Genomic DNA, 19,532 nt, shown 5'->3' with positions numbered 1-19,532 from the left:
AAGTCATGCCGTCCAATCTGGATCGCAAAGGACTGCTCGCATAGTCTGCCGGCCGAAGCACAAGGACCCATCCGATGAAAGCCATGTATTACGACGCCTTCGGCAAGACGCCCGATATCCGGGTCCTGCCCGATCCGACACCGAGCGACGACGGCGTCGTCATCAAGGTCGAGGCGACCGGGCTCTGCCGCAGCGACTGGCACGGCTGGATGGGCCATGATCCGGATATCGCCCTGCCCCACGTGCCCGGCCACGAACTGGCCGGCACCGTTGCCGCCGCCGGCAAAGGCGTGCTGCGCTACAAGGTCGGCGACCGGGTGACCGTGCCCTTCGTGTCGGGCTGCGGCCGCTGCGGCGAATGCCATTCCGGCAATCAACAGGTCTGCGCCAACCAGTTCCAGCCGGGCTTTACCCATTGGGGCTCGTTTGCCGAATATGTCGCCATCGATTTCGCCGACCAGAACCTCGTGCATCTGCCTGATAATCTCGACTATGCCACCGCCGCCAGCCTCGGCTGCCGGTTCGCCACGTCGTTCCGCGCCATCGTCGACCAGGGGCGGGTGCGCGGCGGCGAATGGGTGGCGGTGCACGGCTGCGGCGGCGTCGGCCTGTCGGCGATCATGATCGCCACGGCGCTTGGCGCCAATGTCATCGCCATCGATATTTCCGAGACGAAGCTCTCCTTTGCCCGCGAGATCGGCGCCGTCGCCACCATCGACGGCAGCGTCACCGGCGATGTCGCCGAGGCCGTGCGCGAGATTACCAAGGGCGGCGCGCATGTGTCGATCGACGCGCTCGGCTCGCCCGTCACCTGTTTCAACTCGATCAAGAATCTCCGCCGCCGCGGCCGCCATGTACAGGTCGGCCTGATGCTCGGCGAGCATGCCAGCCCGCAGATCCCGATGAGCCAGGTGATCGGCCACGAGCTGGAAATCTACGGCAGTCACGGCATGCAGGCCTGGCGCTACCAGGGGATGATGGCGATGCTTCAAACCGGCAAACTCAACCCACAAAAACTCATCGGCCGGCATATCAGCCTGGAGGAAGCGGTGCCGGCGCTGATGACGATGGATACGGCGCAGGACCTGGGGATCAGCGTGATCACGCGGTTCTAGCATCTCGTGGCGCCGCACTGCTTGCCGCCGACGACCGAGCCGCTACCTGCATCATGGTCGCGGCGACTATTCCGCCCTGCGCCGCTTCCAATTCAGCCTGAGTGCCCTATTTCAGCCATTGTCGCGACAACGCGTCGTTGCTTATGGAGTGGAATAAATGGCATCATCCATGCTGATCAGCATTCTGATCACGTTTCTCGTCATCGTGCTTGTTCTCTATCTTGTTGCCAGGCTGCCGATCGACGCTCGCGCCAAGCAGATCGTCCGGATCATCGTGATCATCATCGGCGTTGTTTCGCTGCTGAAATATCTCGCGGTCTTTTAGAGCATCATCCGCTCAACAAGATGCATTCTGTTGGCTCAAACTGAGCGTACGATGCTCTGACGTCGACGGGAGAGAAATCTCCCGTTCCACCCTCAACACTACGACAAAGCGAGTTCATCCATTGGTTGATAATAACGACGTCAAGGCTCCGGCCAAAGTCACGGTGCGACGCAGCCAGGACGAAACCTCCGCAGTCGCGCTCGGCATCATCAATGCGGAACTGGTGGCGCGAAACAAGAAGACCGCCATGCTGAAGGCATTGCGGCTCGGCCAGGAGGCTGTCATGGAAGAGCCGGTCAAAAAGGCTGCCACCAAAAAGAAGAAATGACGCTTCCCGTGTTGTCGGAGCACAAGCAACCGGGCAGTTATAATGTTTTCGCGAAAAAAGTATAACTCGGTTCGTCATTTGAGGCTGGGGTCATTGTGGTTCCCGTTGGATGCGTCCACCGTTCCGGGTTGATGATCCGGAGTGCGCAGTTTGAACAGGGTGTAGTCATCCGGGTTTTCGCCAATCTCCTGCATGCCCTCGCGCAGGACGGACATCAGGTCCGTGCGATGTTTGGCTGCGAGAAATGAAACTCCCTTTCTGATCCCGTCCTGCCATGCCTGCCCGCGGTTCCAGGCTTCGGAAAAGGCGACCGCCAGATCGGAATGACGCCTGGTCTGCCCGAGAGCCTCGAACAACAATGCCGCCTGCCTGACATCCTTGTCCCGCTTCAGTATGCCGTTGTCGTCGTTCCGGCGCCGCGATGCCACGATCAGCTTGTGGGTGGCGTAGCGCTCTGGCGCTGGCACATTGACGGAAATACCGCTTTTCCAAAGCATGACGGTCCGCACAGGTTCGTAAATCAGATAGTCCAGGAAACGAAGCGGTTCTGCCGATGCGCCGCCAGGGGCCGGCATGTCCACCGGCTTGTCCTGATTGTCGTCGCTTCCGGTGTTCGGTGTCAGGAATTCAACCTTGTAGCGACCGGCATTGATGAACTGGGTGGCTTTTTGACTGTGGTTGATATGAGGAACCTGCCGAAACGTGTCGTCAAGCTTTTGCAGGACGTCCAGAATGGGAGGGATGCTGTCGCCAACCGCAGCAGAGATCGAATGGAATTGCGCGAAGTCGGCATCGCCGGTCTGCATGGCGGACGATGGAAGCCGGACACCCAGGAGCCCGGAATAGGTCTGAAAGGCCACGGTTCCCACAAGTACGGACCTCAACCTGAACAGGCCCGCGTTTGCCAGCGCCTCCACCACGTCTCCGGTAAATCGTTCGGGTGCGCTCATTCCGGCCTCGCGGACCAGGGTTGAAACGAGCTTGCGCCTCGATTTGAGGTCATTCTTCACATGGCCGAAAGCCGATACCCGCCCGGTGATTTCCGCGTCGCTTTTCGGACCGACATACGACCGCTTGTCGCCGCCGCCCGTCGGCATATCGAAGTACCAGTATTCCTTACCCTTAACAGGAACGGTGACAAACCGCCCCTCCAGCGGAAAATCGGCAGCAAAAGTCCCGTCCAGCGATCTCTGCCCAAGTTCGGCAAACAGGGTCCGATAGGCAAGATCGATCTCCTTCATGGCCGTCTCCGCGTTATAATTATTTTGCGAAAACATTATAACTCAACACCGTTGCCGGCGTAATCGGGGTACTCTCCGACAAAAACCCTCTTCCCCCGCCCCCGTCCTCGCTGATATTTTCACCCGGAAGGCAACGGAATCACGAGGTGAGCCATGGCACTTGCGGCGGGAAGGCAGGAGAAGCAGGCGGATGCGCTCTATGAGCCCTTGCTTGCGAGCAATGCGTCCCATCCGAACGGCTGGCCGGTCCGGGTGATCGTTGCCTCGCAGACGGAGGCGCGGCACAACAAGGCTCTATGGGCGCCGAGCCATCTGATCTCCATCCGCGCGCCGGGAACCAAGCTTCTGTCGATGATCGATCTGCCGGCGGAGCGGCACCTGGAACTGTTGTTCGGCGATGTCACAGATCCGGACGAGCCGGATGCGGCGCGGCCCGCCCATATCGAGCAGGCCTTCGCTTTCATCGACAACCTGCCGGAGGATGCGCATCTCCTCATCCACTGCCTGCGCGGCATCGGCCGCTCGACGGCGCTGACGCTCGGCATTCTCGCGCGCACCATGGAACCCGAAGAGGCTGCCGCGGCGCTGCACGCGCTGCGGCCGGAGGCCAAGCCGAACCGGCATGTGACCGGTCTCTGCGACACGATGCTCGGCCTCAAGGGTCGATTGGCCAAGCAGGCGCTGCGTTTTCCCGCCAAGGTCTGGAAACCCGCGAAGAGTTGATCCGGCTTTCCACCGAGAGTGATTGTGCATCGCACAAATTTTTGACATGATCCCGGCCAAGAACCGTATTCAAGCGGCGATCGTATCATGCCTGCCGGCCGACAAGGCACAGCGGCGGAAAAATGCGATCAATCAATGCGCTGCCGTGCCTCTTTCGCATTTTGAAGGAGACTCGTGGGTAAGTTGGCGCGACGGAAATGACGGGAGGGTTTTATGTCTCATGCGGCCTATGTGTTCGATGCCTACGGCACGCTGTTCGACGTGCACGCGGCGGTGCGCAAGCATGCGGTTGCGATGGGTCCGGACGGCCAGGCCTTTTCCGATCTCTGGCGGGCCAAGCAGCTCGAGTACTCCTGGATCCGGACGCTGATGGGCAGCTATACCGACTTCTGGACGCTGACCGAACAGTCGCTGGATTACGCCTTTGCCCGTTTCCCCTCCGCCGACCGCAAGCTGAAGGCCGCATTGCTCGACGCCTACTGGCATCTCGACTGCTATCCGGAAGTGCCTGGTGTGCTGAAACACCTGAAGGATCGCGGCGCGCGCATCGCCATCCTGTCGAACGGCACGCCGCAGATGCTGCAATCGGCGGTGAAGAAGGCGGGGCTTGATCTGATCATCGACGATATCTTTTCGGTCGAGGCGGTCAAATCCTTCAAGACGGCCCCTGCGGTCTACGACATGGTGACGACCACCTACCGGCTTTATCCCGACGCAGTATCTTTCCAGTCCTCCAACCGCTGGGATATCGCCGGCGCCACCAAATTCGGCTTCCGCACCGTCTGGATCAACCGCAGCAACATGCCCGACGAATATGCCGATTTCGGTCCATCGCTGATCCTGCCGTCGCTGGAAAGCCTCTAAACACCACGGGAGAAGAGATGTCCTGGTCTGCCGAACAATATATGAAATTCGAGGACGAACGCACGCGGCCGGCCCGCGACCTGCTCGACCAGATTCCCAACCTGCCGGATGGCCCGCTCTACGATCTCGGCTGCGGCCCCGGCAATTCGACGGAACTGATCCACGACCGGTTCCCCGCCTATCTGCTGACCGGTATCGACAGCGACGAGAACATGCTGACCGCGGCGCGCAAGCGCCTGACGCATACGCGTTTTGAAAAGGGCGACCTGGCGGAATGGACGCCGCCCCAGCCCGCCGTGCTGCTCTTCGCTAACGCCGTCTTTCAATGGCTGCCGGACCATCTGGCCATTCTCGACCGGCTTATGGACCAGTTGATCCCCGGCGGAACGCTTGCCGTGCAGATGCCGGATAATCTGGACGAGCCGTCGCATGCCTCGATGCGCGATCTGGCGGAGGACGCGCGTTTCTCGAAATTCTATGCCAACGGCAGCCAACGCCGCGATCCGCTGCCGGCACCTGCCGCCTATCTCGACAGGCTGACGGCAAAATCCATCAAGATCGACGTCTGGCACACGATCTACTACCACCGGCTGGCCAATGCCGACGCGATCGTCGAATGGGTGAAGGGCACCGGCCTTCGTCCCTATCTCGACGTCCTGCCGCCGGATGCACGCGAGACCTATCTTTCCGCCTATCTGGACCACATCCGTGACGCCTACCCGCCGCTTGCGGATGGACGGGTGCTGCTCAAATTCCCGCGATTGTTCGTGGTCGCGGTCAAGCGGTAAACCGGGCCGGCCGCGGGAGAATTGCATGATGTCCGAACGCTGGGGCGTCGGTTTTATTTCACGCCGTTACAATCTAGGGTATTGATTATTTTCTCCGTCGAAATATCCTGCCTGGGGGATCGGAGAGAACGGATGACCTGGACTTTCTTTGTAAAACGCATGCTGGCGCTGCCGGTTCTGGCGCTGGCCGGTGCCTATGTCATCATGGTGATATGGACCCAGCTGATCCGCCACGACTATATCGACAACGCCACGTTTGCCTGGTTTCCGACCGTCGCCATCGTCTGGTCCAGCTTTTGTCTGGTCGCCTGTGCGCTCGCAGGCTGGCCGGAAAAACAGTCGGACGAACCGGATACCTCGTCTCAAGAGGAATAAACCGATCTTTCGTCGCCTCGCATTTTCCGCGCTGACGATCCTCTCGTCTACAGGCCCCGCCCGACCGAGACCTGTCGACCTTCACGGAGCAGCCGCCCCTTCAACCCGTCCCATAAAAAATCCCCCTCTGGCGCCTTGCGCCGGTTCAGGGCATCCTGTGATGGCCGAGAATTGAGCTTATGGCAGGTGGAGGACCGCCCATGCGCTGCTTTACTGTACTTGGACCCTCGCAGACCGGAAAATCGACAATCGTGGAAAAGCTCGGCTCGCTGGAGGGAGCGCCGAGAAAATCCATTTCTCCGTATGGCCTGAATCTCACCGAATTCACCTTCGGAAACGAGGCGTGGTGCGCGCTGGATGCGCCCGGTCTCAACGAGGCGCTGGCGCATGCGCAGCATGCGCTACTGGCCAGCGACGCCTGCATCCTGTGCGTCTCGCCGACGCCAGAAGAGGCCGTGCTCGCGGCACCCTATCTCAGGGTGATCGAAGCTTCGGGAACGCCCTGCATTCTCTTCGTCAACCGGATGGACGAGCCGAGGGGGCGGCTGAGGGACGTGATCGCAGCCCTTCAGGACTATGCCAGCCATACGCTGCTGCTGCGCCAGGTGCCGATCCGCGAGGGCGACAGGATCGTCGGCAGCTGCGACCTGATTTCCGAGCGGGCATGGCGCTACCGCGAAGGGCAGACGTCGGCGCTGATCGCCATCCCGGAAAGCGCAGCCGAGCGCGAAAGCGAGGCACGCACCGAACTGCTGGAACACCTGTCCGAATTCGACGACGGGCTCCTGGAAGAACTGATCGAAGACCGCGAGCCGCCGAGCGAGGCGCTCTATGCCATCTCCACGCGGGTGCTTCGCGAAAACAAGATCATCCCGGTCCTGATCGGTGCGGCAAGCCATGGCAACGGCATGATGCGGCTGATGAAGGCGCTGCGCCACGAGGCCCCGCCGGTGGATGCGCTTCGCGAGCGTCTTGCCCTTGCAGGCAATGTCGACAAGGACAGGTTGGCGGCAGTGAGCTTTCACGCCTACCATCGCCAGAACGTCGGCAAGACCGTGCTTGTCCGCGCGCTGAGCGGCGGGCTCAGACAGGGAATATCGCTTGGCGGATCCGGACTGGGCGCCGTCCAGGATCCCGCGAACGGCAAGTCCAGTTCGGCGCTTTCGCCGGCAGCGGGCGATCTCTTCGCCACGATCAAGTCCGACCACCTGCCCGTCCCGGCACTTTTGACATCCGATGCGTCGGTACCCCCGCCGGAATGGACGGCGGCGCCGACGCCGATGCTGGAAAGGATCCTCGTTCCGGGCAGCGAACGCGACGAGAACAAGCTTTCCGAAACCCTGGCCAAACTGTCGGAGACGGATCGCGGCCTGAAGGTCAGGCAGGAGGAAGGGACCGGCGCCCAGATGGTCTGCGTCCAGGGGCCGGTTCATCTGCGCGAGCTTTGCAGGACCCTATCGGACGTCTTTCACGTCACCGTCACCGACCGGACGCCGAGTCCGATCTACCGGGAAACGATTTCGAAACCGGCGGAGGTTCACTACCGCCACCGCAAGCAGACCGGCGGCGCCGGGCAATTCGCCGACGTGAAACTGACCATCCATCCCAACGATCGTGGCCAGGGGTTTACCTTCGGCGAAACCGTCAAGGGCGGCGTCGTTCCGCGCAACTATATCCCCGCCGTGGAGGCCGGTGCACGCGAGGCCATGGACAAGGGGCCGCTTGGCTTCAAGGTCATCGATGTCGGCGTGACGCTGACCGACGGCCAGCACCATGCCGTCGACAGCTCGGAACATGCGTTCCGCTCCGCATCGAAGATGGGCGTGCGGCAAGCATTGTCGGAGGGAGCGGCCGTGCTGATGCAGCCGGTCTATCGCGGCGAAATTCACATTCCGTCGATCTATTCGGGCAGCCTCGTGCAGATCGTCTCGGCCCTCAAGGGCCAGGTTCTCGGCTTCGACCGGGACGAAGGCGCAAAGGGATGGGATATCTTCCGGGCTCTCGTTCCCGGCGGCGCGCTCGACGAACTGGCGCGATCGCTGCGGTCAGCGACGCAAGGGATCGGCCATTTTTCCAAGACCTTCGATCATTTCGAGGAGATGTACGGCAAGGAAGCGGACGCCATCGTCAGGGCACATGGGGCGCAGCGGGCCGAGCACTGAGATGGCCATGGCTGCTTAACCCTGCGCGGCGGGTGTATGGGTTCGCCGCGCGCGAGCATGGCAACCATCCTCCCGATGATCCGTGCGCGGGTGTCCGGTTTGCGCAGCTCTCAACAAGCCTCCGAGGTGATGGCTTCTCGATGAATCGTTCTGATCTCCTCGGCCACGAGCTGCTGAAGGCGCCAGAGATTGCGGTCGTGAATGCCGAAATCCTCGAGATGCGAAACGGTGTTGTAGAGATATTCGGCGCAGGAGCCGAGATGTCCGCAAGCCCGCGCCAGGATGCCCGCGACTTCATCCAGCGGCCGGCGGGACAGTATCCGTTCGCCTGTCGCCCCGACCCAGAAGCCCAACGCCCTGCACGGACCGCTCTCGGACTTGACCGGCAGCCATCGGACCGAATCGACATTTTCAACGGCGCTGACTTCCCGCCGCAGCATGCGTTCGATCTGCGCGGCGCGGTCGCTGTCCGGCAGGCGATAGATGACGCCGTCGCATCGCCCGCCGCGCTCCAGCGCCATCATCAGGCCCGGCTGCTCGTACGAGCCGCGCCAGCGGTTGATATGCAGGCAGAAGGACCGGTGCCAGCCGAAGGCCGTCGCCCGCTGCTTGTCGATCGCTTCAAACTCCGGCTTCCAGATCAGCGAGCCATAGGCAAAAACCCAGAGCGGCTCGCCATGGCTCTGCCGCTCGAGCGCTTCCGCGAGTTGTTTGTATTGCGCATCGCTGATTGCCGTCCATCGCCCGTCCGGGCCTTGATCGGCCAGCTCCTTGTGGCACAGCGCCACGAGATCGGGCGTCAGGGACATGCTTCTCGGTTTGGGCATTTGGCGGGACTCTACGCGTGTCTGAAAACGGATGTATCTGCTCACTGCCAAATTGCCAGAGCGATCCGGCCAGTCAAGCGCCGCATTCACCATACAGCACAAACCCCTTTCAGCGTGCCGCAGGATGATCAGGACCAAGTGCGATTTGCCCCAAAGTTGGACCCGATGCCCGCCGAAATTTCGGCTATTTCTATTGACCGGGGAACCTTCTTGACATTGCCAGGGCCTAATGCCGACGGGCAGGACTGAGACGGCACCCGTTCCGGTTTGCGCCGGCGAAATCGCCTTGATGAACCCGACGATATCAGCCCTTCAACTGAACCAATGAGGAGGTAACCCCCATGAAAAAACTGATCACAGCAGCGTTCTTTGCCGCGTTTCTGCCCGCCGTGTCCTATGCCGCGACCCTGGACTTTCCAAGCGACGAACCGGTCGCGTCGATCACCATTCCCGACAGCTGGGGACCGAAGGAAACCGATTCCGGTATCGAGGCCAATGCCGGCGACGATGCGATCTATCTCTCCATCGATGTCACCGACGAGGAAGGCACGCAGGAAGTGATCGATGCCTGCGTCGAATTCCTCAAGAAAAGCGGCGTGACGGTGGATCTCGCCACCCAGAAGGAATCGAACGGCGAACTCAACGGCATGAAGGCGACCAGCCTCGACTGGGACGGCAAGGACAATGACGGCGACGTCAGCATCAGCCTGACTTTCGTGTCGCCGAAGCCCGGCAAGATCTTGGTCATCACCTATTGGGGCACCAAGGGCATGCAGGAACAGCACGGACCGGAACTGCAGGCGATGATCACCTCGCTGAAGGCAGCCGAATAATCCCGGTTGTCCGCGGGCGGACAAGCGCCGCCCGCCCATATCAAGTCTCGTATTACTCCATCTTTTCGACCAGGAAGTCGACGAAGGCACGGATGCGGGCTGCCAGATGCTCGTGGCCGGCGAAGACCGCATGGACCTGTTCCGGCTCATGCGGATTGTAGTCCTTCAAGACCTCGACCAGCCTGCCGCTTTCGATATCAGGCTCGACATGGAATTTGCCGATGCGGCCAATGCCGAGCCCCGTCAGGCAGAGATTGCGGGCGATCGAGCCGCTCGACGCCTGCACATTGCCGGGCGCCGGCCGGGTATAGAGCGAACCGTTCGTCGGATCGCGGAACAGCCATTCGCCGGGGGTTCTGCCGAAGGTGAAGGTGATGCAATTGTGGGCGAGGAGATCGTCCGGGCGTTGCGGCGTGCCGCAGCGCGCGAGATAATCCGGTGTTGCCACCGTGATGCGATGGCTTTCGAGAAGCTTTCGCGCTTTCAGGCTTGAATCGCGCATCGGTCCGACACGGATGGCGATATCGGTACGCTCCTCGATCAGGTCGATGATGCCGTCGCTCAAGGACAGATCGAGCCGCACCTCGGGATAGCGCGCCAGGAATTCGCCGGCAAGCGGCATGATATAGCGCTCGCCGAAGCCGACCGTGGCATTGACACGCAACAGGCCGCGCGGCGTCGCGCGACCGCCTCCGGCCACAAGCTGCTCGGTCTCGGCGATGTCAGCCAATATCCTCTGGGCGCGGCCGAGATAGATGTCGCCCTCCGGCGTCAGAAGCAGCGACCGCGTGGTGCGCACCAGCAGGCGCGTGCCGAGCCGGTCCTCGATGCGCGTGACGAGCTTGCTGACGGCCGACGGCGACAGCTTCAGCCGGCGGCCTGCCGCGGAAAAACTCTTCAGCTCCGCCGCTGCGACGAAGACCTCCATTTCGCCTGCCCGGTTGTCCATGCGGCTATCCTTGTGAATTCATTTCACAGTCATTTATCCATTCCTATGGATTATCGCGCAAGTGGCTTTGGCCCATATTCCGCTCAACGAAACCCATGACGGCCCGGATATCCGGCCTGCCGCCACCAACACGTCCGGCCTCCCACCGGCGACAAAGGTGTTCCCATGCCTCTTGCCCTCTTCGCACTGACGATCGCGGCCTATGCGATCGGAACCACGGAATTCGTCATTGTCGGCCTGTTGCCGACCGTCGCCACCGATCTTGACATCACCCTGCCGCTCGCCGGCCTGATCGTCTCGATCTACGCGCTCGGCGTCACCTTCGGCGCACCGATCCTCACCGCGCTCACCGGCCGGATCGAACGCAAGCCGCTGCTTCTCGGCCTGATGGCGTTGTTCATCGCCGGCAATACCATGGCAGCGCTGAGCCCCTCCTACGAGACGTTGCTCGTTGCCCGCATCCTCTCGGCGTTCGCGCACGGCGTGTTCTTCTCCGTTGGCGCGACGATTGCCGCCGATCTGGTGCCGGAAAACCGCCGCGCCTCGGCCATCGCGCTGATGTTCATGGGGCTGACGGTCGCCATCGTCACCGGCGTTCCGCTCGGCACCTTCATCGGCCAGACATTCGGCTGGCGTGCCACGTTCTGGGCCGTCGCTGGTCTCGGTGCCGTCGCATTGACCGCAATTGCCCTGCTCCTGCCCTCGACCCTGTCGAAGGCGGCACCTGCCAGCATTCTCGACCAGATCCGCGTGCTCGGCTCGGGCCGCCTGCTGCTGGTCTTCGGCATGACGGCGCTCGGCTATGGCGGCACCTTCGTCACCTTCACATTCCTCGCGCCGATGCTGCAGGACGTCACCGGCTTTGCCGCCTCCTCCGTCAGCCTCGTGCTGGTGCTCTATGGCCTGGCGATCGCCGCCGGCAACATCATCGGCGGCCGCATAGCCGACCGCAATCCGGTGAAGGCGCTCACCTGGCTGTTTGCCGCCCAGGCTGCCGTGCTGGTGATCTTCACCTTCACCTCGGTCTCGGCGATCCCGGCGCTCGTCACGCTCGCAGCCCTCGGCTTCCTGTCGTTTGCCAGCGTGCCCGGCCTGCAGCTCTATGTCGTGCAGCTGGCCAAGCAGCATCGCCCCGGCGCCGTCGATGTCGCCTCGGCGCTCAACATCGCCGCCTTCAACCTCGGCATCGCCGCCGGCGCCTGGATCGGCGGCCTGGTGGTCGCCTCGCCGCTCGGCCTGCAGGCGACGCCGTGGGTGGGTGGGGTGCTGGTTGCCGGTGCGCTTGTGCTGACGGTTATCAGCGGCATGCTCGACCGCAAGCCGGAAGCCCTTGCCCAGGCCGCTTGACTCAAGCCGCTTGATCCCGGCGGCAAACGCCACATCTATAGATGATCATTCCAGACCCGGCCGGCCGCCGGGTCTTCTCCCTGAAAGGACAATCCCATGCAGACAGTCAGCGCCAACGGCGCCAATATCCCCGTTCTCGGCTTCGGCACCTTCCGCATGCCCGGCCCGGACGTGCTGCGCATCGTGCCGCAGGCGATCAAGCTCGGCTTCCGCCATATCGATACGGCGCAGATCTATCGCAACGAGGCGCAAGTCGGTGAGGCCATCGAAGCATCGGGCGTTGCCCGCGGCGATATCTTTCTCACCACCAAGGTCTGGGTCGACAACTACAAGCACGCCGATTTCCTCGCCTCCGTCGATGAAAGCCTGAAGAAGCTGCGCACCGACTATGTCGATCTCCTGCTTCTCCATTGGCCAAGCAGCGGCGTGCCGCTGGCCGAGCAGATCGGCGCGCTCAACGCCGTGAAAAAGGCCGGCAAGGTCAGGAACATCGGCGTGAGCAATTTCAACACCGCGCTGATGGCGCAATCGGTGGCGCTCAGCGAAGCGCCTGTTGCCACCAACCAGATCGAATATCACCCCTATCTCGACCAGACGAAGGTTCTGGATGCGGCCCGCGCCACCGGCATGTCGATCACCGCATACTATGCGATGGCCGATGGCAAGGTGCCGAACGAACCGCTGTTGAAGGACATTGCCGCCAGGCATGGCAAGACTGCCGCTCAGGTGGTGCTGCGCTGGCTGATCCAGCAGAAGGATGTGATCGCCCTGTCGAAGACGGCGACAGAAAGCCGGCTGCCGGAAAATTTCGACATCTTCGATTTCGATCTCACCAGTGACGAGATGGCCGCCATTCACAAGCTGGCCCGCCCGAACGGCCGCATCGTCAGCCCCGGCGGTCTGGCACCCGACTGGGACAGGGCCGACTGATCCCAAGGCTCGTGGGATGAAAGACACTGCGGGGGCAATCTCCGGCCCCCGCATGACATGCGTTTGACGCGCCCCGGTGTGGCGGTTTGGCGCATGTTCTTGTGCGGGGCCGTTCAGCGCCTATATCCAGTTCTTGCGGGCCGGGCCCCTCTGACTAAGGCATTATGCCCTTGTGATGTCGGACCGCATCGAGCGTGCTCGGTGCAGTCTTGTGGGTCTTTCTTCCAGCTCTCCGAACACGCTCGTCCATCTTTAACCCGACGACGCATCCGCGTCGTCCCGCGAATGGAGAGCATTGTTCATGTGTACCGTATCCCGCCGTCTGTTTTTGACCGCGACCGCCGCCTCCGCCGTTGCCGCGTTGCCCGCCGCAGCGCACGCGCAAGCCACCACACAATACGCCGCCGCCCTTGCTCCGGCGCCTGTCAAGGACGGCAAGTCGGCGCTGACGCCCGACGAGGCGCTTGAGCTTCTCAAGCGCGGCAACGAGGCCTTCCTGCGCGACGAGATCGTCCTGCCCGACCGCAGCGAGGCACGCCGTCTTGAACTGGCAAAGGGCCAGGCACCGTTCTGCGCCTACGTCTCCTGCTCGGACAGCCGTGTGCCGCCGGAACTTCTGTTCGGGCGCGGACTGGGCGAACTGTTCATCGTCCGCAACGCCGGCAATACCGTCGATACCGTCGCGATGGGGTCGATCGAATATGCGGTGGCGGAGCTTGGCGTGCCGCTTGTCGTCATCATGGGCCATGAAAGCTGCGGCGCCGTGAAGGCCGCCATGGCGGTGGTCGAGACGAACGCCCGCTTTCCAGGCCAGATCGACAACATGATCGAGCCGATCATCCCGGCGGTTCTGGAAGCACGCGGCCAAGCCGGCGACGCAGTCGAGAATGCCGTGAAACAGAACGTGCGCCGCGTCGTGCGGACCCTGCGCGAGGAAAGCGACCCGCTGCTGCTGAAGCCCCTCGCCGAGGGCCGCATCAAGATCGTCGGCGCCTACTACCATCTCGACACCGGCGCGGTGGAGTTCTTCGACAACGTATAATGCCGGTAAGACGCGCGGGTTTTCGCCCGCGCGTCTGCCTGAACGGCGCAAGGAGCGGGAGAGAGCAGCGGCTGTTTTTGTGGACGTTCGCGGTCCTCAGACGATGATGAAGTCGGCCGCGGTCAACGCCAGGTTCTTCGACAGCAACGCAAACTGGATGCCGGAGGCAGAGCCGCTTCCATCCGCATCATAGAACAGCTTGCCCGTATCCTTTTCGTAGATGATCCGGTCGCTTGCGTCGCCGGCGGCGCCGGTCAGGTTGATGGCAAAGGCGGAGGCGGCAAGCGCGCCTGTATGGGTCAAAACCGTAAAAATGCCGTTCTCCAGCCTGATCGTATCGTCGGCAATATTGAAATCCATGATCCTATCGATATTGCTGTCGGCCAGGGCCGTCTTGAACAGGAAGCTGTCCCTGCCCGCGCCGCCCACAAGCTTGTCCAGACCGAGGCCGCCGCTCAGCATGTCGTCGCCGTCCTTGCCGGACAGGGTGTTCTTGCCGTCGTTGCCTGTGATGACATTGTTGAGGATATTGCCCGTGCCATTGATATCCAGCGCTCCCGTCAGCGTCAGGTTCTCGACATTGGCGACAAGCGTATACGCGCGGGTGGATTTCACCAGATCGATGCCTTCGCCAGCGGCCTCGACGATCGTGTCGCTGCCGTCGACGATATAGGTGTCGTTACCGATGAGCCCGGTCAGCCGGTCCGTGCCACCGCCGCCATCGAGCCTGTCGTCGCCGGCGCCGCCGATGATCGACTGCCTGAGAGTGTTGCCGGTCAGCGTCACCGCCTCGCCGGAGTTCGACAGATCGGCAAAAACCATCTGCTCGACGTACTGGTTGGCCTCCAGCGCAAAGCTCACCAGCGCGAAGACGACGTCGCTGCCGCCGCCCGTTGCCTCGATAACGACGTCATTGACGTTATCGACCAGATAAAGATCGCTGCCGGTACCGCCGCTGAGAAAGTCCGCCCCGATACCGCCGTCGAGTGTGTCGGAACCGCTGCCGCCATAAATCTCGTCATCGCCGGCACCGCCGGTCAGCCGGTCCGTGCCGCCGTCGCCGGCGATGTCATCATTGCCGGCACCGCCATCGATGTCGTCGGCATCGGCACCGCCGATAAAGCTCTCGTCGCCCTTGCCGCCGATCAGGAAATCCTGGCCGTCGCCGCCGAACACCGTTCCGTCCAGGACGCCGAGCGACCCGTCATAGCGGTCGCTGCCCTTGCCGAGCGAAATATCGCCCAATATCGTTCCATCGTTGATGATGGTATCGGCAGCGCCGCTTTGCGAGGAGAAGGCGTAGGTCGCCCCCTCGATCGTACCCATATTGACGAGGTAGAGAGCGTCCGTGCTTTTGTTGGCGACGGCGGTATTACCCTCGATGATGCCGTTGTTGCTGATCTCGGTCGTACTGAAAACACCGGCCGGCGACTTGGCGCGGATTTCGATGCCGGTGCCGGCACTCCAGATCGAGCCACGGTTGTCGATGCTGCCACCGTAGCTCAGCATGGAAATGCCGGTGGCGAAGCCGCCGACATAGCCGTCCTCGCCGACAAAGAGATTGTTGCCGTGGTTCGTTGCCGTCCCGAAGGAAATCGCGGAGGCCTGGCCGATGACCGAGCCCCGGACATTGACGTTGATGCCATCGCCAGCGCCGTTGATCGCCGTGCCGTCGGTCGATCCGACCATGACGCCGGCGCCGACGAAGGCGATCTCGCCACTCGCCAGCGAAGCCCGAAACCCTGTGCCGACTGAATCCGTGTTGAAGATACTGGACGTCATCGTGCAATTCCCGATCATTGGATGAAAAGAATGGGCCCAAATGCGAGCCGTGCCGCAGCTTAACCGGCAGCAACAAAATGTCTTGGCGATTCACTTGGCGACCAAAACTATTTTTGGGTGAGTGCAGACAGTGCGGAAGTATAAATGGCGAACCTTGAGCTTCATGATAATAAGCCGTCACGGCATTTCAAGATGCCGAATGTTCAGCTAAGAGAGGCTCGGGCCGCATATGAGGCCGCGAGGGTCTCATGCATTCACCACACGCAACCGCCGACTTCATGCCCGACTGGGCTGCGATCGTCGCCGTCATTCTCGGTGCTTCCGCCTTTTCGGTGGCGCAGGGCATCACCTATCCGCTGATTTCGCTGACGCTCGAAAGCCGCGGCGTGACGCCGGCGATGATCGGCTTCAACGCGGTCGGCTTCGCCTTCGGCCTTGCCGCCTCGACGCTTCTGCTCGGCCAGTTGACGGCGCGTCTGCGCACCGACCGGCTGATCATCGTCAGCCTCGTCGGCTGCTCGCTGTGCCTGGCGACGTTCGCCGCGACGTCCTCGCTGCCGGTGTGGTTCCTCGCCCGTTTCCTGCTCGGCTTCTTTGCCAGCCTCATCTTCATGCTGGGCGAAGCCTGGATGAATGCCGCCTGTCCCGACCGGCTGCGTGGCCGTGTCTCGGGGCTTTACGGCGCCGGTGTTTGCGGCGGTTTTGCCGCCGGACCACTGGTCATTCCGCTGATGGGCACTGAAAGCGGCTTCGGCTTCGCGCTCACCGCCGTCTACGTGGCGCTCGTCGCCTTTGCCACCGCCGTGCTGACGCTATCGACCCGCACCACGCCCGAGGCGTCCTCGACGCGGGATGTCTTCGTCTTCTTCGGCAAGGCGCCGCTGCTCGTCGCCATGGTGCTTGCCTTCGGCTTCTCGGATATCGCCGCGATCTCGGTGATGCCGGTCTATTTCGTCAAGATGGGGCATTCGCAGGCGTTCGCAGCGCTGAGCGTCACGGTGCTGGCGCTGCCGACGGCATTGGCCCAGCCCTTCATCGGCGTGTTGCTCGACCGGCTGCCGCGCCGGCGCGTGGCGATCGCGATGGCCGGGATCGGCGCCATCGCCTTCCTCGTCATTCCGTTCCTGACCTCGCCGATTGCCATCCTTGCCGATTTCGCGCTTCTGGGGGCAGCGAGCTTCTCGCTCTACACCTGCGCGCTGACCATGCTTGGGGAACAGTATCGCGGCGGAATGCTGGTCGCGGGCAGTGCCGCGTTTTCGCTCGCCTATGCGGTGGGCAGCGGCCTTGGCTCGGGCGCGACGGGATCGATCATGGACCTTCTCGGTCCGTCGGCAGCCCCGATCGGCGTCGGGCTGGCACTTGTCGTGTTTACGGCGGTGTTCGCATCAGCCAGGAAGGTGTGAGGAGATAGTTTCGAGATTGTGGTTCCCCCCCTCTGTCGGCGACGCCGACATCTCCCCCTCAAGGGGGGAGATTGGCCGCCAGCTTTGTGCATCCCTTACTCTCTAGCGACAAGGGAAATGGATGATCTCCCCCTTGAGGGGGGGGGAGATGTCACGCAGTGACAGAGGGGGGGATAAGCCTCCGCGATCTGATCAGTGGGCCGGATCAGACGAACTGGCTGAGGCCCGGAACAGAAGCGACGACTTCGTCGACGACGTCGGCACCGGCTTTTTCCTTGGCGTAACCGATGGTTTCCTTGGCGAGCGAGGTGATCTCGCCCATGCCGAGGCCTTCCGACATCAACTGCTGGCCGAGCGCCATGACGCCGCCGCCGGCACCGACCGCGCTCAACAGCCCGCCGAGCAGGCCACCGCCGCCGGAGCCTTCGCCGTTGAATTTTGCGACCATTTCCGATGCACCGGGAATGGCTTCGATCATCTTGGCAACCGGGCCGTCGGCGGCTTCGCGCTGCAGGAAGCCGAGCATCATGCCGATGGCCTTTTCAGCCGTTGCCGGGTCGATGCCGACATTTTCCGCAACGCGGGTGATCAGTTCGTTCATGGGTGATTCTCCTCGTTTATTTGACGTTGACGTCAAGGTAAATTATCTCGGATTGAAACTCAAGCGCCGTTCGGATCGGCTATCCGCAGTGCGAGCCGGAACATCGTTTCATGCCTTGGTGGCAATTACAATGCGGCCATCCGGCACGTGGCAAGGCCCTTTTCGCCGGCAATCCTCCTGTTGCCGGTTGCAGGCACTCCTCCTATAACAGGCATGGGAAAACAATGTGCTGAAGGCTGGCGCACTCCATGCGAACCACAGGCTTTCATTGGCAAAACGGAGACAAGGCCCACATGCTTGAGGACGGGAAGCTCTATATCGGCACCAGCCGGAAACCGGACGACACGATCAACAAGGGCGAATATCTGGATTTCAAATTCGGCAACCGCCACGGCCTCGTCACCGGCGCCACCGGTACCGGCAAAACCGTGACGCTGCAGATCATGGCGGAAAGCTTTTCCAATGCCGGCGTGCCCGTCTTCTGCGCCGACGTGAAGGGCGACCTGTCCGGCATCGGCGCTATCGGCGAGGAAAAAGACTGGGTGAGGAAGCGGGCCGAACAGATCGGCTTCACCGATTTCGCCTTCCAGGAATTCCCGGTGATCTTCTGGGATCTCTACGGTGAAAAAGGCCACCGCGTGCGCACCACCATGACGGAGATGGGGCCGCTGCTGCTCTCCCGCCTGATGAGCGCCACCGACGCGCAGGAAGGCGTCATCAACATCGCCTTCAAGATCGCCGACGAAGGCGGGCTGCCGCTGCTGGATCTCAAGGATTTCCAGGCGATGCTTAACTATATGGGCGAGAACGCCACCGAGCTTTCCAACAAATACGGCTTTATCTCGAAATCCTCCGTCGGCTCGATCCAGCGCGAACTGCTGATTCTCGAGCAGCAGGGCGCCGCACACTTCTTCGGCGAGCCGGCGCTGAAGGTTTCCGACATCATGCGCACCACCCGCGACGGCCGCGGCGCGATCTCGGTTTTGGCCGCCGACAAGCTGATGATGAACCCGCGCCTCTACGGCACCTTCCTGCTCTGGCTGATGTCGGAGCTGTTCGAGGAACTGCCCGAGGTCGGCGACCCCGACAAGCCGAAGCTGGTGTTCTTTTTCGACGAGGCGCACCTGCTCTTCAACGACGCGCCGAAGGTGCTGCTGGAGCGCATCGAACAGGTCGTCCGGCTGATCCGTTCCAAGGGCGTCGGCGTCTATTTCGTCACGCAGAACCCGCTCGACGTGCCGGAAACGGTGCTGGCCCAGCTCGGCAACCGCGTCCAGCATGCGCTGCGCGCCTATACGCCGCGCGAGCAGAAGGCCGTGAAGACGGCGGCCGATACCTTCCGCCCCAACCCGGATTTCGACTGCGCCACGGTCATCACCAATCTGGGCACCGGCGAAGCGCTGGTCTCGACGCTCGAAGGCAAGGGCTCGCCCTCGATGGTCGAGCGCACGCTGATCCGCCCGCCGTCTTCGCGCGCCGGCCCACTGACGGAGGCGGAACGTGCCAACGTCATGAAGATCAGCCCGGTCGCCGGCCTTTATGACGAGGATTTCGACCGGGAATCGGCCTATGAGCTGCTCGCCAAGCGTGCCGCGAAATCGACGCAGCAGGCCGAGGAAAGCCGCGAAACCGCCGACGCCCCGCCGCCCGCCGCCCCCGGCGGCAGCCGCTGGACCCTGCCCGGTTTCGGCGACGATGCGGCGCCGGCCGAGCCCAAGCCGAAACCCCGCTCCGGCTACCAGCGCGAGACCGTCGCCGAAGCCGCGATGAAATCCGTCGCCCGCACGGTCGCCTCCTCGCTCGGAAGAGCTTTGGTGCGCGGGATATTGGGAAGTTTGAGACGGTAAAGCGGCTGGGTTTGCGAAACGGAAAACGGCGGGCCCGATGGAGCCGC

19 protein-coding genes are annotated in these 19,532 nt (G+C 62.4%); 14 read left to right on the top strand and 5 right to left on the bottom strand.

Annotated elements, in window-relative coordinates:
- Positions 1-74: 74 nt before the first annotated feature.
- The 3 genes from J2Z75_RS15760 (at position 75) to J2Z75_RS15750 (ending at position 1,768) form a co-directional block, all read left to right on the top strand.
- Positions 75-1,115 (top strand): zinc-dependent alcohol dehydrogenase family protein, encoded by a 1,041-nt coding sequence (locus J2Z75_RS15760; protein WP_209853709.1) that lies wholly within the window; start codon positions 75-77, stop codon positions 1,113-1,115.
- 157 nt (positions 1,116-1,272) lie between these two features.
- Positions 1,273-1,440, top strand: coding sequence for a Thivi_2564 family membrane protein (locus J2Z75_RS15755; protein ID WP_209853708.1), 168 nt, complete (start codon positions 1,273-1,275; stop codon positions 1,438-1,440).
- Positions 1,441-1,561: 121 nt separating this feature from the next.
- On the top strand, positions 1,562-1,768 hold the full coding sequence (locus J2Z75_RS15750; protein ID WP_209853707.1) for a hypothetical protein: 207 nt from the start codon (positions 1,562-1,564) through the stop codon (positions 1,766-1,768).
- A gap of 74 nt (positions 1,769-1,842) precedes the next feature.
- Here the strand turns inward: J2Z75_RS15750 and J2Z75_RS15745 are convergent, their stop codons facing one another.
- The gene (locus J2Z75_RS15745; RefSeq protein WP_209853706.1) at positions 1,843-3,009 is read right to left on the bottom strand and encodes a nucleotidyltransferase family protein; all 1,167 of its coding nucleotides are present in this window, start codon (positions 3,007-3,009) and stop codon (positions 1,843-1,845) included.
- Positions 3,010-3,162: 153 nt separating this feature from the next.
- Between J2Z75_RS15745 and J2Z75_RS15740 the strand changes: the two genes are divergently transcribed.
- The 5 genes from J2Z75_RS15740 (at position 3,163) to J2Z75_RS15720 (ending at position 7,921) form a co-directional block, all read left to right on the top strand.
- Entirely contained in the window at positions 3,163-3,732 is a 570-nt protein-coding gene (locus tag J2Z75_RS15740) for a phosphatase (RefSeq protein WP_209853705.1), read from the top strand.
- A 213-nt stretch (positions 3,733-3,945) separates the two neighbouring features.
- Positions 3,946-4,596 (top strand): haloacid dehalogenase type II, encoded by a 651-nt coding sequence (locus J2Z75_RS15735; protein WP_209853704.1) that lies wholly within the window; start codon positions 3,946-3,948, stop codon positions 4,594-4,596.
- Between the two features lie 17 nt (positions 4,597-4,613).
- On the top strand, positions 4,614-5,384 hold the full coding sequence (gene tam / locus J2Z75_RS15730; protein ID WP_209853703.1) for a trans-aconitate 2-methyltransferase: 771 nt from the start codon (positions 4,614-4,616) through the stop codon (positions 5,382-5,384).
- Between the two features lie 132 nt (positions 5,385-5,516).
- Positions 5,517-5,759, top strand: a complete 243-nt coding sequence (locus J2Z75_RS15725; protein WP_209853702.1) for a hypothetical protein — start codon at positions 5,517-5,519, stop codon at positions 5,757-5,759.
- Between the two features lie 200 nt (positions 5,760-5,959).
- A complete protein-coding gene (locus tag J2Z75_RS15720) occupies positions 5,960-7,921 on the top strand; it encodes an elongation factor G (protein ID WP_209853701.1) in 1,962 nt (653 codons plus the stop codon).
- 110 nt (positions 7,922-8,031) lie between these two features.
- On the opposite strand, the gene J2Z75_RS15715 is transcribed toward J2Z75_RS15720, so the two are convergent.
- Positions 8,032-8,748: a gamma-glutamylcyclotransferase gene (locus tag J2Z75_RS15715; RefSeq protein WP_234937363.1), complete on the bottom strand. Its 717-nt coding sequence runs from the start codon at positions 8,746-8,748 to the stop codon at positions 8,032-8,034.
- Between the two features lie 341 nt (positions 8,749-9,089).
- On the opposite strand from J2Z75_RS15715, the gene J2Z75_RS15710 reads away from it, so the two are divergent.
- Complete coding sequence (locus J2Z75_RS15710; RefSeq protein WP_209853700.1) at positions 9,090-9,581, top strand: histidine kinase; 492 nt, start codon at positions 9,090-9,092, stop codon at positions 9,579-9,581.
- A 52-nt stretch (positions 9,582-9,633) separates the two neighbouring features.
- Here the strand turns inward: J2Z75_RS15710 and J2Z75_RS15705 are convergent, their stop codons facing one another.
- On the bottom strand, positions 9,634-10,530 hold the full coding sequence (locus tag J2Z75_RS15705; protein ID WP_209853699.1) for a LysR family transcriptional regulator: 897 nt from the start codon (positions 10,528-10,530) through the stop codon (positions 9,634-9,636).
- Positions 10,531-10,695: 165 nt separating this feature from the next.
- Between J2Z75_RS15705 and J2Z75_RS15700 the strand changes: the two genes are divergently transcribed.
- From J2Z75_RS15700 to J2Z75_RS15690, 3 genes are all read left to right on the top strand, one after another.
- Complete coding sequence (locus J2Z75_RS15700) at positions 10,696-11,877, top strand: MFS transporter (protein ID WP_209853698.1); 1,182 nt, start codon at positions 10,696-10,698, stop codon at positions 11,875-11,877.
- A 96-nt stretch (positions 11,878-11,973) separates the two neighbouring features.
- Positions 11,974-12,807, top strand: a complete 834-nt coding sequence (locus J2Z75_RS15695) for an aldo/keto reductase (RefSeq protein WP_209853697.1) — start codon at positions 11,974-11,976, stop codon at positions 12,805-12,807.
- 301 nt (positions 12,808-13,108) lie between these two features.
- Positions 13,109-13,849 (top strand): carbonic anhydrase, encoded by a 741-nt coding sequence (locus J2Z75_RS15690; RefSeq protein WP_209853696.1) that lies wholly within the window; start codon positions 13,109-13,111, stop codon positions 13,847-13,849.
- A gap of 96 nt (positions 13,850-13,945) precedes the next feature.
- On the opposite strand, the gene J2Z75_RS15685 is transcribed toward J2Z75_RS15690, so the two are convergent.
- On the bottom strand, positions 13,946-15,631 hold the full coding sequence (locus tag J2Z75_RS15685) for a calcium-binding protein (protein ID WP_209853695.1): 1,686 nt from the start codon (positions 15,629-15,631) through the stop codon (positions 13,946-13,948).
- Positions 15,632-15,879: 248 nt separating this feature from the next.
- Between J2Z75_RS15685 and J2Z75_RS15680 the strand changes: the two genes are divergently transcribed.
- Positions 15,880-17,037 (top strand): MFS transporter, encoded by a 1,158-nt coding sequence (locus J2Z75_RS15680; protein WP_209853694.1) that lies wholly within the window; start codon positions 15,880-15,882, stop codon positions 17,035-17,037.
- Between the two features lie 205 nt (positions 17,038-17,242).
- Here the strand turns inward: J2Z75_RS15680 and J2Z75_RS15675 are convergent, their stop codons facing one another.
- Positions 17,243-17,638 (bottom strand): DUF2780 domain-containing protein, encoded by a 396-nt coding sequence (locus tag J2Z75_RS15675; RefSeq protein ID WP_209853693.1) that lies wholly within the window; start codon positions 17,636-17,638, stop codon positions 17,243-17,245.
- A gap of 293 nt (positions 17,639-17,931) precedes the next feature.
- Here J2Z75_RS15675 and J2Z75_RS15670 point away from each other — a divergent pair, with 293 nt between their 5' ends.
- The gene (locus tag J2Z75_RS15670) at positions 17,932-19,485 is read left to right on the top strand and encodes a helicase HerA-like C-terminal domain-containing protein (RefSeq protein WP_209853692.1); all 1,554 of its coding nucleotides are present in this window, start codon (positions 17,932-17,934) and stop codon (positions 19,483-19,485) included.
- Positions 19,486-19,532: the final 47 nt, after the last annotated feature.

The sequence above is a fragment of the Rhizobium herbae genome (genome assembly GCF_017873135.1).
Classification (GTDB): domain Bacteria; phylum Pseudomonadota; class Alphaproteobacteria; order Rhizobiales; family Rhizobiaceae; genus Pararhizobium; species Pararhizobium herbae.
This window is presented reverse-complemented; position numbering and strand designations above follow the sequence as displayed.